Below are 16,341 nucleotides of genomic sequence, written 5' to 3' on the forward strand. Positions count from 1 at the left end.
TTTTGTTCACAAAAAGTTCATAATTGCATGAGGATAAAATTTTATCTTTTTAGGATAAAGAGTTATTTTTACACATTAGTACGGAAAAGTGGTGCAAAAATACACATTAGTACGGAGAAATAGTGCACTTTTATATTTGAGTAAGGAGAAATGATGTAAATAAAAAATGTAAAAGATAATAAAAAGAAAACCCTGCTCAGAGCGCAGGGAAGGCAGTGTTGTTAATTTAATTTACTATGCTGCGAATACTCGATTGGTAAATACTCATAGTGACCTTCTAGTAAGTTACGCACTTCATTTTCTTCTACTGGAATAAATTTAATCCAAAATACTTCTCCGCTTCGTCTATATGATTGGACAGCAATTTTTTGCTGAACCAATTCATCAAGCGCTTCTTCTATTTCCTTTAGGTTCTCAACCTTACGCCTTTTTTTGAAACGTACTTTTGTAGCAAAGTATAAGTAGTTTAATCGTATCTCGTAAGAAGTTTTGGACTCATAACAGTACAATCTTTCCTTCTGCAGAGCAAATAATAGGTGAAAAGAAGAATCTAAATGTAACTTTTCAACCTTATTTTTATAAATCCGAACAGTTTGTTTCTGAATATAGTCATGATAAATGACTTCATTGACATGGATCTCCGCAACTCTCGTACCACTTGGCTGGGTGTAAATACGTACAAAGTCAAAGATACCATAACTTGTGATAACATCTTCTTGTTTTCTGGTCATACGGAAATATTGCATTTTATTTATACGTTCTTCCACAATCTTGTAGTTTTTTGAACCATCCGTTTTATAGAGATTATCTACAATATCTCCAACCTTTACCTCAATAATTTTACGTGATGCAAAGCGTTCGTCTCTTTTACTCATAACCTCAAGAAAAATTTTATAATCTAGACGATCCAAATCGTTTACTCTATTTTTATTTACGTCTGCGTACTCTTTCGCAATCAGGAATTGATAATTCGTTCCGTCTCCAGAGTCATATGTATTTAAAAAATATTCTTTCCCCTCATCTTGCATAATGGGCTGTTCAAGTTTTACTTTGCCTCTAGTATTTCCGAAAAAAGGGTGAACAATTGTGGAGAAAGGACTCTCAATAATGAGTTCGTCAGGCGCACTAATCGTTTCATCCGTTAAAGACATTCCAATAAAAATCCCAATATCTACTATAAGAGCTGTTTCAATCTGCAGAGGAGTTTTCTCATGAATATACCGGTAATCGCAGAGGGATTTTTCTTCATCCTCAGTCCAACGTATTAGCTCCTCTATCCGAGTTGTAATTACTTCTTTGGGAGTTGAAAAACCTTGGAACTGTTCTTGGAATGCTGTACTTCCAAATTTTTCATAGTATGAAACAAGAAGTTGATATTCACCATTTAATTCTTTTTGATTTTTTTTTACTTCATAATTTTTAATAGTACTATTTACCCATCTACGCTTCGTACGATTTAAGGAGTCTCTTTTTAGAATTCGTAATGCTTCTTTAAATGTTTTACCGTAGTACTTTTCTTCATATATTGCAAGAATGATTTCTTCGAGGTCCTTATTAACATACTTTTCATAGACAGGAAGGATATTTGTTCGCGTAATTCTATCAATTACTTGCCGTACTAACATGGAGGTATATTCCATGAAAATCACCTTCCTTGTTAAAAGAACTTAGGCATGAGAGGGCGAAAAAGTTATTCATTTATATATAACACCATATTTGCATCAGAACCAAGGATTTTATATATGTATGGTTAATACTTTCGTTTGATAGGCTTTTGCAACAATTCCGACCCTAGTATGAACATTCCATTTTTTAAAAATTTGAGATATGTAGTACTCTATCATACGTTGAGAATAATTTAATTCTATTGCTATTTCCTTATTAGACATTTCCATTGCAATCATTTGAACAATTTTACTCTCTGTATCAGATAATATAGTAAAATGATTTTCCAAAACTCAACCTCCCTAAGTGGAATAATTACCGAATTTCACTATAAATTCCTAATAATGTATGTGATGTGGCATAATTGGTTCACTAAGGAGTCACTGTACTTTTTAGGATAATCTGCATGTTAATAAATGAATATAAGAAAAATACGGGATTTCTGTACGCTAAAACTTAATGTCAATAAACTATGATTTATCGAAACATTAAGAAAATAATATTGTGATAAGATCTAACAGTGTATTAAATACATATTTCAAAATAATAAAAATAGCTTAACGTACTATGTAGCCCAAAAAGTCCTGTTACTCCAATAAAAGTATTATTTTATCCCTTTTTTAACATATCCTGTCTTGTTTATGTAACTTCAGTGCAAAATTCCAAAAATAAAATGCGTGATTTCTGGGTCTCGTGCAAATATATTGAGCAATACAAAAAGCATGAAAAATTTCTAATAGAATTTTGTTTTCTAGAGTAAAACACAAGAATTAGTGGATAAATTTAACTTGATGTTGGACAAGTTCCCTCCCTTGGAGAGTCTGTCTTTTTTACCATCTGTATGGCTTTCACACCAGCAAGAATCCTTACGACAGCTTGGAAAGGTTGAACTCCAAGCATAGATCGTACTCACCTCTTCCTAAAGCCATGACCATGTTCAAAAAAGTAATTCAAATATTTCTTTTATAAGTCACATTCCTCTATTGAGAGTATGTTTATCAAACTCAAAGAATCCTATAGATTAGAACAGCCTTGATTGTATGGATATTAACGGTATAACACGCACATTCACTAAGTGTCATTTACTTATGTCTGTGAAAAGCTCATAGGTACCATCAAGTGGCTTGCACATTCTAGTATCAGAAAAGAACAAAAGCACTCCTTTATCCTCCTTCCATGTATATTTAACTATATAAGTTGAACAAAAGATTTTCCATCAAATTGATTTCATCATAAAGTCTCCTCATATATGGCGTCCAATAATAGATATGTCGAAGGCTCATTCAGGTATAAGATTAGAAATTGCAAAAATTAAATTCAACTTATATAGCTATATAACTGACTTATAAATTCGACGAATATGTGTGTAACTACACAAGTTCATACTATTGCGATTACATTGTACCGTGAATCCACTACACAGATCACCATATATTGAAAAGTCCAATGAGCCATATACATTCATTATGTGATTTTATAAAATTTTCCAAAAAAACACAATATGCTGGACTCATTATACATCGGACGATACATAAGTTATATATAGTACTTAGAAGAAAAGATTTGTCTTTAATTTATATTTCTACACGTAATATGTGAAGGCTCTGTTCTGCCTTAAACGAGCTGTCCGGACTTCCTAAAAAATAAGAAAGAAGTTAATACTGTCTATATTTCATCATTTGAAGTTTTCGGATAATCGCAATAATATTCCGAACTTATTGACATACAATATCTCCCATATTAGTATAAATGTAGCCAGAGGCCTTTGGTAAAAATTCCCTTGGAGGTAAGAACATGTTTACAGCTATTTTAAACGCATTAAAAGCAATTGTATCTAAAGTACCTTGGTACAAAGTTCCACAATTCTTAGCATGGGCAGCTGAATTTGCAACAGCAGCAGCAAAGTACTCTTTAAGTCAAATTAACACAATCTTGGCATTCATCAAGAATAACCCAGGAAAAATCGTTACTTGGTTCTTAAACGGTTATTCCGTATATGACATCATTAGACAAATTCTTGGATTATAATTTGTCTTATATCTAAAATTATTAAGATAATTCTTGGGTTATAGTTTGTTCTACATATTCCTTAAATAGAATGATATTAATTATTTTGGATATTCAGCAAGTAAATTACCCATCAAGAGATGAATTTTCATCACTTGATGGGTAATCTATTTAATGTTAAAATTACCAAGAAATGTTATCGAGATTCTAAACCAAAAGTGTCAAAGGAGATTTGTTATTTTGGATATTTTATGTATCGAAAACGTAAAAAAAAATTACGATGGGAAATGTGCTCTTAGTATAGATTCATTTCGTATACAGAGAGGGACTATTTGTGGTTATTTAGGCAGAAATGGCGCTGGAAAATCAACAACTATTAAGATTATTATGGGCATTGAATTACCAGATCAAGGGGAGGTTTATTTTTCAAATCAAAAAGTGGACTACAAAGATCCTACATACAAAAGGTATGTCGGGTATTGCCCAGACTATCCAGCTGTTTTTGAAAAGCTTACGGTTTTTGAACATTTAAATTTTATAGCATATCTTTATAATATGGATAATAATGAAGAAATTACGTCAACGATTAATAAATATCTTAAACATTATGAAATGGAAGATTATAAAAATGCATTGATTAAAACTCTATCAAGAGGAAATAAACAAAAGGTTGCTATTATATCGTCTATCCTCCACAATCCAAAACTTTTAGTATATGATGAACCCACTTTAGGTCTTGATCCACTAAGTATTAAGCAATTTAAAACAATGCTAAATGAGTATACTGATAATGGGGGGACTGTTTTTCTGTCATCTCATTCTTTAGATATTATAGAAGAAATTGCGGATACTGTATCTATTATTAATAAAGGCAAAATTGTTAGAAAAAACATTGCGGTAAATGATATTCGCGAAATGCTTACCAGCGTTGAAAATTATTTAGTATCTGTTGTAGAAGGACGGGAAGAAATGATATGAACTTCGTTAAATACTTAATGTTCAAATACAAGCTTACAAGGCATAGTGAAAAACGGTCCAGCGCAGAAGTCTATGCTGAAAGGGCTGCTTTTTTTATTTTCCCTGTCATTTCAACGGCGATTCTGTACTTTATTATTAATTTGTTCTCCCAACATACCCAGCATAATATGAATAAATACACTTTTGGTTTGTATGCTTTTGTTTTTATTATTTCGTTATCATCCGCCATAAAAAAGTATTACAAGGAATATTTTCTTTCATTAGAACGCGAAATATTACTCATTGTACCCATTAAAAGTTCTCAAATCATTCTTTCAAGATTTTTTGTCGTAGCGCTTGAAGTATTAATTATAAATGTACTTTTCTTGATTCCATTTGTTATGGCTAATTACTTTGCTGGAAATATAAGCTTAGGAATTGCTTTAATCACAATCCCCCAAGCTATTTGTGTATCAATTTTTTCTAGTTCTGCTGCACATATAGTATTTGCCATCGCTTACATAATTTCTAAAGGAAAAGGATTAAAAACAGTAGCCTATTCCTTAATGACTATTGCTTCCGTTGGAGTTATAGTAATCATAGTTTTTTTAAAGAATTATAAATCATTATTTTTAGTGCAAAATAATACTATTAAAGATATGTTTTATATCATATTTAAGTATCCAGAGTACTTATTAGTAAATCATATAGACACTATGGATGTAGGAATATTTACTATAACTTTAAGTGCTAATACCATGATTTCATTACTTTTGGCATATTTTCTGACTAGTTATTGTTATAAAAAGGGATTATTATCTGTTTCGTCTAGAGATATAAAAAAATCATTTTATGCAACCAAATTTTCTGTATTCGTAAACAAGCACATAAAAGATTTTTTCTTAAAAAAAGATGTTCTATATCTTAGTAGATCGCCAAAATTATTCTCAGCATACCTAACACCTATACTATTTACTAGTGTGATTGAAACTAAATCCCATTTCGTCTCATCAGGTATATTATTTCCTATTTTCATTAATGTTTTTACACTGTTCATTACTACAATTACCTTGAGTATCCTTCAATCAGATGATCTTGAAAATAAGGATTTATTGTTTTCAATACCGTTTAGAATGGAGCGATTATTTAAAAGCAGACGTAATCTCTTATATCTCCTCTCAAGTTTAATCGCAGGTATCTATATTGTTATAATATGTATAGCAGAGTCGGTTAGATGGGAATATTTAATTTTTGGTATTAGTCAGTTGTTGCTAATAACCTATATATCTTCAAAAGTAATGATGGCACGTGTTATCCAAAAGAGTAACAAAGATTTATGTGGATATAGATATAATGGATCTTTATCATCTATCATTATCTACTACTTTTTCATATGGAATATTCCTTTGTTGATATTTTTCTCTATCTTGTATGAATGTTTAAGGCAGATAATAGATCATAACTATTTATCTATCCATGCAAGTTTTGTACTACTAATCATATTGGCGATTGTTATTAGTATGCTTTATAGGAGTACTAGAATAACTATAGATAAAAAGGAGGATAAATCATGGCAAATATAAGTCGAAAAGAGAAGAAAGAAAAAACAATATTTGAAAAAATAGGTGTAGGATTTACTTGCTTTTGCATTTTATATCTTATACTCAAATTTACAGGTTTGCTAGAATCTATTGTAGCTTATTTCAAATAGAGATCCACCATTCGCACTCAGGATTGAAAGGCTCTGGTGCAAGAATTACAACGAATGAAAGACAGTTACATAGATTTTTCGGTTCTGGTGCAAAAACTTCAAGATAATGCAAGTAATCTCTAAATCTTGGACATACTGATACTACTACTCTAAAAAAGGAGCATGATCAGTATGGAAAATCAAAATTTATTCAAATGGAAACATTATCAACCCGATATTATTCTTCTTACTGTCAGATGGTATCTACGGTACAACTTGAGCTTTCGTAATCTTGTGGAAATGATGGAGGAACGAGGATTATCGATGGCTCACACGACCATTATGCGTTGGGTTCATCAGTATAGTCCTGAATTAGACAAGCGACTTCGTCATCATCTAAAACGTACAAATGATTCATGGAGAGTAGATGAAACGTATATCAAAGTAAAAGGGCAATGGATGTATCTATATCGTGCAGTGGATTCCGAAGGAAACACCATTGACTTTTACCTAAGCAAAACAAGAGACCAAAAGGCTGCAAAGTGTTTCTTCAAGAAAGCTTTGCGGTCTTTTCATGTGTGTGCCCAGCAAGCCGTTAATTGCTAATTGGTGAAAGTCCAATCTGAGTAAGTGCCAAGACGCTCTAAAGTGGACCCCATCGTCAAGACACGATTTTTAAGAAATTAAGGTAATGTAGAACGAGGGAGTTCTACTGAATAGCCGCCAGAGGAAAAGTGATTTTGGCATAGGGGGGAGTTCCCACCAGTTTCAGTTCTTATAGTGTATTGTCTTTCTTAGGGACTAGCCTGTCAAGAGACGGCTAAATTACGAGAGAGGTTAGTCCGTAAGAAAGATTGACAAAGAGAGTCTTACACTTCTCTACATGAGGAAGAAAGAAGCAGGCGTTTGATAGTTTAAAGCTTGGTGTGGACGCTCATGGTTGTAGAACGCCAGATAGTTCGTCAGCTCTTTTCGAGCTTCCTTAGGACTTCCATAGTCCTTCAGGTACACCTCTTCATACTTGACGGTACGCCAGAGACGCTCCGTGATAATGTTGTCCAAGGCACGCCCTTTGCCATCCATACTAATTTGAACACCCTTGTCTTTCAGCACATCCGTGTACTGAGGGCTTGTGAAGTGGCTTCCTTGATCACTATTCATAATAACGGGTTGATAGTGATGCAAGGCTTTCTTGAGGGCCGCCAACACAAAATCCATTTCAAGAGACTGATCCAACTCCCAGCTCACAACATAGCGAGAATACCAATCAATAATGGCGACTAGGTACAACCAGCCTCGTTGTAAGCGAATATACGTAATATCAATACCCCAGACATGGTTAGGGCGGTCAATGGTAAGATGGCGCAAGAGATACGGATAAATCCGGTGCTGATGATTTCGTCTGCTTAGATTAGGTCCGGGTGCGATGTCGGCAATCCCCATCTCTCTCATATGTCGTTGTACAGCCTTTCGGTTTACGATGATGCCTTGCGACTGTAAATGGATTGCGATACGCCTAGATCCGTAAAACGGGTATTTTGTGTAGACCTCGTCAATCTTGTGTTTCAATGCGACTTCTTCTAGTGAGGGTCCTACGGGCTTATAATACAAGCTAGAGCGATTGAGACTCAACAGCTCAGCCTGTGTCTTCAGAGGAAGTTCAGCGTGTTCCCACTCAATCATGGCTAGCCGTTCTTCCCTAGTCCTTGATGCCAGATTTTTTTTTAAGCCACGACAATTGCGTGGTGAGTTTGCCGACTTCGGCGTATAAACTCTCGATCTGTTCTTCATACTGCGACTTCAACTGTTCCAGCTTTTTATTGTCGTTGGAAAACAGTTGGGGCATCTGTTCGACGGCTGCTTTCTTCCACTGCCGAAGTTGGTTTACATGGATCCCGTGCGTAGAGGCAATTTCGTTTAACGTCTTTTCCTCCCGCAAGATTTCTAGCACGATTTGAGATTTAAATTCGGATGTATAACTTTTTCTTGTTTTCATAAATCTACTTTAACATCTCCTTATTTCGTGTCTAGATTCTTGGGTCCATTATATTACATCTTTCAATTGTAATCCCAATAGTAACAAACAAGTAACGAACGACGTAAACATTACAAAGCAATCTACTATAAAAGCGCAGGTAAACTTAAATGATTTTAGACCAACGATTTGTTTGGGTAGCATCGGTGTGGTGTATAGACTTCTAGTTTTTTCACTATAAAGAGTTTGGGCTTTGTTATCAGTTCTTCGACCAATGAAACTTAAGATAAAAAGTAATAGATAGCAATTTAAAATAATATGTGTCTGAACATCAAAGACAGTAGTTATGTACACCATGAAATATAACACAAGACAAAAAATATTGTATAAAAACAGATTAATTCTACCGATACCCTTATATTCTCGCCAAAAAGCTTTCCATTCCAATTTATACAAATTAAATCTGCTTTTGATGACCACTCCAAATCTCCTTATCAAAAAAAGTAAAAGCAACTATCAAAATAGCTGCTTTTACTTTTCATCATTATTATATTACCATTGAATTAGGGCAGCTTCCCCATTACTCTTGATATAATTTGACAACCACCAGAAACCAACTGCTGAAATTCCACCTACAACGATTGCACCCACTCCAGTTACTGCAATAAGAGCAATCATTCTGCTCATGCTCATTCCAGTAGCTCCGGCTCTAACAATAATAGTTACAATAGTTCCAGCTGTTGTAGCAGAAACACCAAAACTTACCATAATCAACCAATTCAGATTATTCAACATGTCATTCTCCCCCTGTCATTCTGCAACACCTCGAGTGAGTACAGTCGATAAGAATCCAGCATATCCTGTAGCTATCAAAACATTACATGATGAAAAAGGCATACCAGTAGACGTGAAGTTGAGGAAAATTCGGTATCTAAATAACATTGTGGAACAAGATCACCGCTTTATCAAGAAACGCATACGTACCATGTTAAGTTTAAAGTCCTTTCGGACCGCCAAATGGATTCTTGCTGGGATTGAAGCCATGTACATGATGAAAAAGGGACAAACCTCTCAAGGGGAGAAGTCTGTCCAAAATTAAGGGAACCTCATTCATCAATTATTCGGTATTCCAGCATAAAATGGATTCCGCTAGGAAACGTTTCGTCTCTTTAGATACTCCCCAAGTATTTGCACCAGGACCAGATTTTTCATTATGTAATTTATTAATTTCTAGAATTTTCAGTTAAATAAGGGAAATTAATTATAGGGAAATAGATTTTCTCATAAAAAAGAGAACGCTGCATAAGCAATGTTCTGGTACGAAAAATCTCTTAAACTTTGGCATACTGATCACACACCTTTTTAAGAGTAGTATCAGTATGCCCAAGATTTAGGGATTACTTGCAGGTTTTTTGAAAATTTTGCACGGGAACTAAAAATGTTTGCACCAGAACCTTGTCTTGAAACTTGTATGCCAGACCATAAAATTTCATGGATTAGGTTGTTTGTAAATGGGAAAATTTATATAATAACAGTATACAGATGTAAATTTTTCCAAAAAAGAGAGGGCAATGCTATGCAAGTAGAACAGATACGTACTCCGAAGAAGAAGAAATGGATTATAATTGGCATTATCGCTTTTATAGTCATAATTGCTGCTGTTAATGTAGCGGTCATGCAAAGCAAGAAGAAGAGCGGGACAGAAGATTTGAAGTTTGTAAGTGTAACAGAGAAGGAAATAAACAACACAAAGTTAATTTCTGGCCGTGTAGTACCCGGCAATATGGAAATGTTATACGCAGATTCAACGAGAGGGAAAGTGAAGGAGCTTTTTGTGAAGGAAGGGCAAGAAATCGAGAAGGGACAGAAGCTCTTTTCTTATGATAATCCCGAGCTTTCCATTCAGATCAAGCAGCTGGAAATCGAGAAAAAGACAACCAAGATGCAATATGACCAAGGAAACGACAAAGTCGATTCTTTAAAGAAAGGGATTCAAAAGGCAAAGAATGCCGGGGCAGATAAAGAGACAACAGATCCGTTAGAAGCACAGCTGCAAGAAGCACAGCTCCAGCAGAAAACAGCAGAATTGACAATGGAGAAAAACAAGCTGCAGGCAGAAGAATTACAGAGAAAACAGGATGATTTAATCGTATACAGCAGTACGGCAGGAATCGTACAGAAGGTAGATAAGGATGTGGGGCAAAGTTCCTCCCAAACAGCAGGGGTACAAGGAAAGCCAATCATTCAAATTGCTTCTAAAGATCCGTTCCAAGTTCAAGGAACATTAACAGAATTGCAAAAGGCACAAATTCAACCGAATCAGTCCATCACCGTTACCTCTAAAGCGGTTTCGAACAAAACATGGAAAGGAAAGATCATCGAAGTAAGCCAATATCCAACATCCGATGAGATCGGTCAAAGTGCAGCCGGAACATCAGGGCAAACAGCGCAAAATATTTCATACTATAATTTCAAAGCGTCACTTGATTCCCAAGACGGATTATCTCCGGGTTACCATGTAGCTATACAAGTGGAGTTAACTTCTAAGAAAATGCTTGCAGTACCACGCAGCAGTATCGTGGAAAAAGGAGATTCGCCATTTGTATATGTAGTGAATGATAAGAAACTTCGCAAGCAAAAGGTGACAACAGGAATGAGCGACGGCGAGTGGATTGAAGTGCTTGAAGGCTTGAAAGTAGGGGAAAAGGTAGTTGGAAATCCTTCCTCGACCGTTCATGACGGAATGGAAGTGAAGGTGAAATGATCAGTTTAAAGCGCATCTACAAGACATACAAACAAGGGATACTTGAAGTGCCGGTGCTTCATGATATCAACATTGAGATTGAAGATGGTGAATTCATTTCTATCATGGGGCCGTCCGGTTCGGGAAAGTCGACATTGATGAACATCATCGGTTGTTTGGATCGACCAACAAATGGAGGGTACATATTGAATGATGTAAATGTATTGCAATCGGATGAAACGCATCTCGCGCTAATTCGCAATGAATACATAGGCTTTGTATTTCAGCATTTCCACTTGCTGCCAAGATTAACGGCGGTCGAAAATGTGGAACTGCCCCTCGTATACGGTGGCATTCGTAAAAAAGAACGGCGGGAGCGAGCATTGGAGGCATTAGCAAAGGTTGGATTGGCAGACCGTGTTGGCCATTTGCCGAATCAGCTTTCTGGTGGGCAGAAGCAACGTGTTGCCATCGCGCGTTCCATCGCCAATAATCCGACATTTATTTTAGCGGATGAACCGACAGGTGCCCTCGACTCAAAGTCAGGGGAACAAGTCATGAATATTTTTACACAGTTGAATAAAGAAGGTACAACGGTCATTATGGTTACGCACGAAGATGAGGTGGCAGCTTATACGTCACGCCGCATTCTTCTCAGGGACGGTCAAATTACGCAGGATAGGAGTGCATACGCATGAGTTTATTGGATAGCATTAAAATCGCTCTTTCTTCGATTCTTGCTCATAAGCTCCGCTCCGCTCTTACTATGCTAGGGATTATTATTGGAGTCGGCTCTATTATTACGGTAGTAGCCATCGGACAAGGCGGGGAAGCGGCGTTGAAATCTCAGTTTGCCGGTGCAGGAAATAATACCCTCCAAATCAACTTCAAGTCAGATGATAAAGACCTATTTGCGATGCAGTCCACTCAGGTCCCGACATTTACACAAGAAAACTTGCTCAGGCTTAAGACTATTCCTGAAATCGCTCATGTCATCACGACAAACAGTGCAATGGAAACCTTATCTATGAACGAGAAGAATATCGGAACACAAATCTATGGCATTACGAATGACTACTTTGCGGTGAATTCCGTGAAAGTAGCAGACGGAAGAAAGTTAAATGAGGGTGATTTTTCTCAATCTAACAATGTAATTATGGTCAATGAGAAGGCAGCCCAAGACTTCTTCAAAGACAGTAAAGCTGTCGGGCAAATTCTTGAAATTAAAGGGCAGCCGTTTCAAGTGATTGGGGTGTACAAAGCACAGGACGATATGTTGGGGTTCGGTATGCCAGAGGTACTGATGCCATTATCCTTCTGGCCCGTTTTATTTGGAACAGACGATGTCCAATCCGTTACGCTTCAGGCAAAGGATGTAAGCAAACTTGAGCTTGCCGGCAAGAAGGCAGTTAACTTGCTCAATGATACAAAGTCTCCAGATTTGAAAGGAAAGTACGAAGTTTTTAACCTCGAAGAAATCCAGAAGAGTATTTCTAAGGTAACAAGTATCATGACGATGATCATCGGCGGGATTGCGAGTATTTCCTTACTTGTGGGCGGTATTGGTGTGATGAACATCATGCTTGTATCCGTAACAGAACGCACGAGAGAAATTGGCGTTCGAAAAGCTCTAGGTGCAACAAGAGGAAAGATTTTACTGCAATTCCTGATTGAAGCGATGATGCTTACGCTTCTAGGCGGGATGATTGGCATTGGTCTCGGCATAGGAGGAGCTTATATTGTATCTTCCTATGCGAAATGGCCACCGCTCGTATCCGGTCAAGTCATGATTGGCGGAGTATTGTTCTCGATGACGCTTGGTATTATTTTTGGTTTAATACCGGCTAACAAAGCCGCAAAGCTCGATCCAATTGATGCCTTGCGTTATGAATAAAAAAGGAGAGTGTGTAAATATGGAAACGAATCTAGCATTGGAAAAAACACAAATAAAAAAGCCATCTTTATTTGGCATCATTGCGTCTCCAACTGTTCAGTTTGAGAAGATGAAAGAAAAGGCACCAATTGGGATGCCACTTGTTCTCATGCTTTTGCTAATGACCGTTACAGGAGCGCTTGGTTCGTATGTGGGTTCAAACGATCCCATCTTGAAAAGTGCGGATATTAAGATTCCCATTGCTTTCACAGTGGGAATGGGTGCAGTAGGAGGATTGTTTGGAGGAGCGATTATGTTCTTCCTTACAGCTGCCTTCTACAGAATCTGTATGGTATTTATGGGAAACGATACTCCTTACAAGAAGTTATTGGTTATCGTTATTTACTCTAGCATTATCTCGTCTCTCGGTATGCTCGTTAATGCTCTAATTGCACTCGCTCTTGGTGGATACGAACCCACATACACGAGTTTGGCTCCATTGATGGCAAATAATCCTACACTACATGCTATTGCTCAAAGCTTCGATATCTTTAAAATTTGGTACTACGTTGTGCTGGCATTAGGCTTGCATATTGTGGCAGGGTTAAGCAAGAACAAAGCGATCACTCTTGTTGTTATCATATTCTTGATTGGTATTGGATTCAGCTCCTTGAGCGGTTTTGTACCACAACCAGGGATGTAAAACTTCCTTAACCTGGCTTTCTTCGGAAAGTCAGGTTTTTCTAATTGAAGTTTGCATACTGAAATCCCAAATTTTAGGGTTCTGGTGCAAAAACTTCAGGACAATTGCAAGTACTCTCTAAAACTTGGACATACTGATACTATTCCTCTAAAAAAGGGGCACGATCAGTATGGAAAAGCAAAATTTGTTTAAATGGAAACATTATCAGTCTGACATTATTTTATTAACGGTAAGATGGTATCTACGGTACAATCTCAGTTTTCGTGATTTGGTGGAAATGATGGAAGAACGAGGCTTCTCTATTGCTCACACAACCATCATGCGTTGGGTTCATCAATATAGTCCTGAGCTGGACAAGAGAGTTCGTCGTCATCTTAAGAAAACCAACGATTCTTGGCGAGTGGATGAGACCTATATCAAAGTCAAAGGACAGTGAATGTATCTGTATCGTGCAGTTGATTCAGAAGGAAATACCATTGATTTTTATCTAAGTAAAACAAGAGACCACAAGGCTGCAAAGCGATTCTTTAAGAAAGCCTTGCGGTCTTTTCATGTTTCAATACCTCGTGTGATAACCGTTGATAAGAATCTCGCCTATCCTGTGGCGATTGAAGAACGGAAGAAGGAGAAAAAGATGCCTTTAGGCATCCAAATAAGAAAAATAAAATATTTTAATAACATCGTAGAACAAGATCATCGCTTCATTTTGTCAGGGATTTATTTTATATTATTACTGCAAGGATTCGCGGGATTGTTTGCCTTATATCACTTGAAATATATCTCAATTTCAGACATGTTGAGCAATTTAATTGTGTGGTATATCATCATTGGAATCATTTTGATAGGTATAACCGTTACACTTATCAGAAGAAAAGGAACCAAACATTGGGAGGGAATCCGTTGAGTCTTTTAGTTTTAAATGGAATCAAGAAGTCATTTCGTGAGCACAAAGTATTAAAAGAAGTTTCTCTATCTGTGAATCCAGGGGAGGTATACGGAATTTTAGGCCCAAATGGTGCCGGAAAAACTGCCCTACTTCGCATTATTTCTGGGCTCACGACAGCAGATAACGGAGAAGTGAGAATTGTGGACTGCTCCGCCTCGATGAATTCACTTCATTATAAGAGGTCACTATATCATTCTGGGAAAATTGTACGCTAAGGACTACAAAACCTTATCATTACAGCATTTTTTTAGATGAATACATGTTCAGAAAGATAAAAACCTAAGTTTAATTGAACATTGATTTGTTTACACGCTTTATGAACACAGTTAAAAATAGAAAACGTTAATATTATTGAGTTTTTCTCTCTGTTCATAAACATAAGATTTTCTGAACAAATATCTCTTAACGTACAGCAAAAGGGGTTAATTGTGACAAAAATATGTCTAAACGTACAGAATTCCCGGAATGATATGGTGAGGCCTAATAAGTCAAAAACAAGGGGAATCTTAGCTATTCCCTTTGTTTTAATAAGGCATAAGGGAGAATTAAAAATTATATGATATCCGCTGAAGCGGCATACAAATGGGGAATTAAAAGGGATACATTAAAAAATAAATATAGCCCATCTATGTTAAATGAAGAACAGAAAAAGGAGTTACAACAAATGATTGATGAGGGATTACTTAAATTCTTTCTACCTCCCAATGGCACAAGGAAAGAATGGATTATCACAAGAAAAGCAATGTTTAAGTGGTTTGGAGAGCCAAAACCTAAAATTGAATAAAATAATTACTCAAAATTTGTGTTTAGGAAAAGATGGCTGTCCAGATTCGTTTATAGGACGAGATAGGGCATGAGCTAATACAATTAGATTCAATTTGACTAAGTGCTTATAAAAAAAGAAAATGAAGCGTTATAAGTAATTGTAGTTAAATTTGTATATAGTTTGTTTTTTCATAAGAATAAACATGAAATTTCACATACCATATTGATAATAAAAAATAAATTAGGTGGACTTAGGGATTTCCTTGCTTTTTGTTTGGAGTGCTGGCTCGTCGTGTGGGGACGAAACCCCACGTACTAAACGTATCAAAATTTTGGGTTCTGGTGCAAAAAACATTTGATAGAGACATAGAACCTATATGGACTGTTCAATGACAGTTTATGATGCAATTCCAAACAATTTATGTATGAATCTAACTTCATTTTGGGCAGACTTCACCTGTGGGTAAAGTTGTCCTTTTTTCAGCATATGCATGGCTTCAACACCACTCAATATAGAAGTGGCTGTTTTATACGACTTGAATCCTAACATAGAACACACACGTTTCTTAATGAAACGGTGATCCTGTTCCACGATATTATTGAGATATTTAACTTGCCTTATTTGTATGCCTTCAGGCATACGTTTCTCTTCTTTTAACTCTTGAATCGCTACGGGATAGGCTGGATTCTTGTCTACTGTTATCACGCGAGGTTTACAAATATGAGAAGCAGCCAAGGCTTTCTTAAAAAAGCGCTTGGCTGCTTGTTTATCCCTTGATTCACTTAGATAAAAATCAATGGTATTCCCTTTAGAATCGACTGCGCGATATAAATACATCCATTGACCTTTTACTTTGATATACGTTTCATCCACTCTCCATGAATCATTTGTACGTTTTAGATGACGACGAAATCGCTTGTCTAATTCAGGACTATACTGATGAACCCAACGCATAATGGTCGTATGAGCCATCGATAATCCTCGTTCCTCCATCATTTCCACAAGGTTACGAAAGC

Annotated in this window: 15 protein-coding genes and 3 pseudogenes; 13 read left to right on the top strand and 5 right to left on the bottom strand. The window is 36.3% G+C overall.

All coding sequences use genetic code 11. The features are described 5' to 3' along the window. Positions 1 to 221: 221 nt before the first annotated feature. Both ACFQZ1_RS09940 and ACFQZ1_RS09945 read right to left on the bottom strand, forming a co-directional pair. Entirely contained in the window at positions 222 to 1,640 is a 1,419-nt protein-coding gene (locus ACFQZ1_RS09940) for a hypothetical protein (protein ID WP_377881985.1), read from the bottom strand. A 96-nt stretch (positions 1,641 to 1,736) separates the two neighbouring features. Continuing rightward, on the bottom strand, positions 1,737 to 1,955 hold the full coding sequence (locus ACFQZ1_RS09945) for a response regulator transcription factor (protein WP_377881987.1): 219 nt from the start codon (positions 1,953 to 1,955) through the stop codon (positions 1,737 to 1,739). 1,504 nt (positions 1,956 to 3,459) lie between these two features. Between ACFQZ1_RS09945 and ACFQZ1_RS09950 the strand changes: the two genes are divergently transcribed. From ACFQZ1_RS09950 to ACFQZ1_RS09970, 5 genes and pseudogenes are all read left to right on the top strand, one after another. Further along, the gene (locus tag ACFQZ1_RS09950; protein WP_377881989.1) at positions 3,460 to 3,693 is read left to right on the top strand and encodes an AMEP412 family response elicitor; all 234 of its coding nucleotides are present in this window, start codon (positions 3,460 to 3,462) and stop codon (positions 3,691 to 3,693) included. Positions 3,694 to 3,912: 219 nt separating this feature from the next. Continuing rightward, positions 3,913 to 4,650, top strand: a complete 738-nt coding sequence (locus ACFQZ1_RS09955) for an ABC transporter ATP-binding protein (protein WP_377881991.1) — start codon at positions 3,913 to 3,915, stop codon at positions 4,648 to 4,650. Further along, the gene (locus tag ACFQZ1_RS09960) at positions 4,647 to 6,212 is read left to right on the top strand and encodes an elicitor-associated permease-like protein (protein WP_377881993.1); all 1,566 of its coding nucleotides are present in this window, start codon (positions 4,647 to 4,649) and stop codon (positions 6,210 to 6,212) included. The genes ACFQZ1_RS09955 and ACFQZ1_RS09960 overlap by 4 nt, the downstream gene beginning before the upstream one ends. Next, positions 6,200 to 6,340 (top strand): hypothetical protein, encoded by a 141-nt coding sequence (locus tag ACFQZ1_RS09965; RefSeq protein ID WP_377881995.1) that lies wholly within the window; start codon positions 6,200 to 6,202, stop codon positions 6,338 to 6,340. Before ACFQZ1_RS09960 ends, ACFQZ1_RS09965 begins: the two co-directional genes overlap by 13 nt. Before the next feature lie 171 nt (positions 6,341 to 6,511). Beyond that, a pseudogene (locus ACFQZ1_RS09970) lies at positions 6,512 to 6,916 on the top strand (IS6 family transposase); the annotation flags it as partial. A 282-nt stretch (positions 6,917 to 7,198) separates the two neighbouring features. Here the strand turns inward: ACFQZ1_RS09970 and ACFQZ1_RS09975 are convergent. Further along, a protein-coding gene (locus tag ACFQZ1_RS09975) for an IS3 family transposase (RefSeq protein WP_377881997.1) occupies positions 7,199 to 8,315 on the bottom strand; the annotation gives its coding sequence in 2 pieces (ribosomal slippage) (positions 7,199 to 8,035 and positions 8,037 to 8,315; 1,116 coding nt in all). 531 nt (positions 8,316 to 8,846) lie between these two features. After that, positions 8,847 to 9,089 (bottom strand): hypothetical protein, encoded by a 243-nt coding sequence (locus ACFQZ1_RS09980; protein WP_377881999.1) that lies wholly within the window; start codon positions 9,087 to 9,089, stop codon positions 8,847 to 8,849. A 25-nt stretch (positions 9,090 to 9,114) separates the two neighbouring features. Here ACFQZ1_RS09980 and ACFQZ1_RS09985 point away from each other — a divergent pair. The 8 genes and pseudogenes from ACFQZ1_RS09985 to ACFQZ1_RS10020 all read left to right on the top strand — a co-directional run. After that, a pseudogene (locus tag ACFQZ1_RS09985) lies at positions 9,115 to 9,393 on the top strand (DDE-type integrase/transposase/recombinase); the annotation flags it as partial. 477 nt (positions 9,394 to 9,870) lie between these two features. Further along, positions 9,871 to 11,058, top strand: a complete 1,188-nt coding sequence (locus ACFQZ1_RS09990; RefSeq protein WP_377882001.1) for an efflux RND transporter periplasmic adaptor subunit — start codon at positions 9,871 to 9,873, stop codon at positions 11,056 to 11,058. Further along, the gene (locus tag ACFQZ1_RS09995; protein ID WP_377882003.1) at positions 11,055 to 11,735 is read left to right on the top strand and encodes an ABC transporter ATP-binding protein; all 681 of its coding nucleotides are present in this window, start codon (positions 11,055 to 11,057) and stop codon (positions 11,733 to 11,735) included. Before ACFQZ1_RS09990 ends, ACFQZ1_RS09995 begins: the two co-directional genes overlap by 4 nt. Then, complete coding sequence (locus ACFQZ1_RS10000) at positions 11,732 to 12,931, top strand: ABC transporter permease (RefSeq protein ID WP_377882005.1); 1,200 nt, start codon at positions 11,732 to 11,734, stop codon at positions 12,929 to 12,931. Before ACFQZ1_RS09995 ends, ACFQZ1_RS10000 begins: the two co-directional genes overlap by 4 nt. Positions 12,932 to 12,950: 19 nt before the next feature. Then, positions 12,951 to 13,613, top strand: coding sequence for a YknW family membrane protein (gene yknW / locus ACFQZ1_RS10005; RefSeq protein ID WP_377882007.1), 663 nt, complete (start codon positions 12,951 to 12,953; stop codon positions 13,611 to 13,613). 169 nt (positions 13,614 to 13,782) lie between these two features. After that, positions 13,783 to 14,517 (top strand): annotated as a pseudogene (locus ACFQZ1_RS10010) (IS6 family transposase). Continuing rightward, positions 14,514 to 14,774 (top strand): ATP-binding cassette domain-containing protein, encoded by a 261-nt coding sequence (locus ACFQZ1_RS10015; protein WP_377882008.1) that lies wholly within the window; start codon positions 14,514 to 14,516, stop codon positions 14,772 to 14,774. Before ACFQZ1_RS10010 ends, ACFQZ1_RS10015 begins: the two are co-directional and overlap by 4 nt. Positions 14,775 to 15,115: 341 nt before the next feature. Further along, on the top strand, positions 15,116 to 15,343 hold the full coding sequence (locus ACFQZ1_RS10020) for a helix-turn-helix domain-containing protein (protein ID WP_377882010.1): 228 nt from the start codon (positions 15,116 to 15,118) through the stop codon (positions 15,341 to 15,343). Positions 15,344 to 15,721: 378 nt separating this feature from the next. Here ACFQZ1_RS10020 and ACFQZ1_RS10025 read toward each other — a convergent pair. Continuing rightward, positions 15,722 to 16,341: IS6 family transposase (locus ACFQZ1_RS10025; protein WP_377882011.1), on the bottom strand; the 620-nt coding region annotated here is incomplete at its 5' end.

Origin of the sequence: Bacillus sp. CGMCC 1.60114 (genome assembly GCF_042676365.1) — a bacterium.
Lineage (GTDB): Bacteria > Bacillota > Bacilli > Bacillales > Bacillaceae_G > Bacillus_A > Bacillus_A rhizoplanae_A.

Coding starts and splice junctions, on each gene's coding strand:
- ACFQZ1_RS09980 (WP_377881999.1), bottom strand. CDS start 9,089: ATGTTGAATAATCTGAATTGGTTGATTATGGTAAGTTTTGGTGTTTCT.
- ACFQZ1_RS09950 (WP_377881989.1), top strand. CDS start 3,460: ATGTTTACAGCTATTTTAAACGCATTAAAAGCAATTGTATCTAAAGTA.
- ACFQZ1_RS10000 (WP_377882005.1), top strand. CDS start 11,732: ATGAGTTTATTGGATAGCATTAAAATCGCTCTTTCTTCGATTCTTGCT.
- ACFQZ1_RS09995 (WP_377882003.1), top strand. CDS start 11,055: ATGATCAGTTTAAAGCGCATCTACAAGACATACAAACAAGGGATACTT.
- ACFQZ1_RS09940 (WP_377881985.1), bottom strand. CDS start 1,640: ATGGAATATACCTCCATGTTAGTACGGCAAGTAATTGATAGAATTACG.
- ACFQZ1_RS10020 (WP_377882010.1), top strand. CDS start 15,116: ATGATATCCGCTGAAGCGGCATACAAATGGGGAATTAAAAGGGATACA.
- ACFQZ1_RS09990 (WP_377882001.1), top strand. CDS start 9,871: ATGCAAGTAGAACAGATACGTACTCCGAAGAAGAAGAAATGGATTATA.
- ACFQZ1_RS09965 (WP_377881995.1), top strand. CDS start 6,200: ATGGCAAATATAAGTCGAAAAGAGAAGAAAGAAAAAACAATATTTGAA.
- yknW (WP_377882007.1), top strand. CDS start 12,951: ATGGAAACGAATCTAGCATTGGAAAAAACACAAATAAAAAAGCCATCT.
- ACFQZ1_RS09960 (WP_377881993.1), top strand. CDS start 4,647: ATGAACTTCGTTAAATACTTAATGTTCAAATACAAGCTTACAAGGCAT.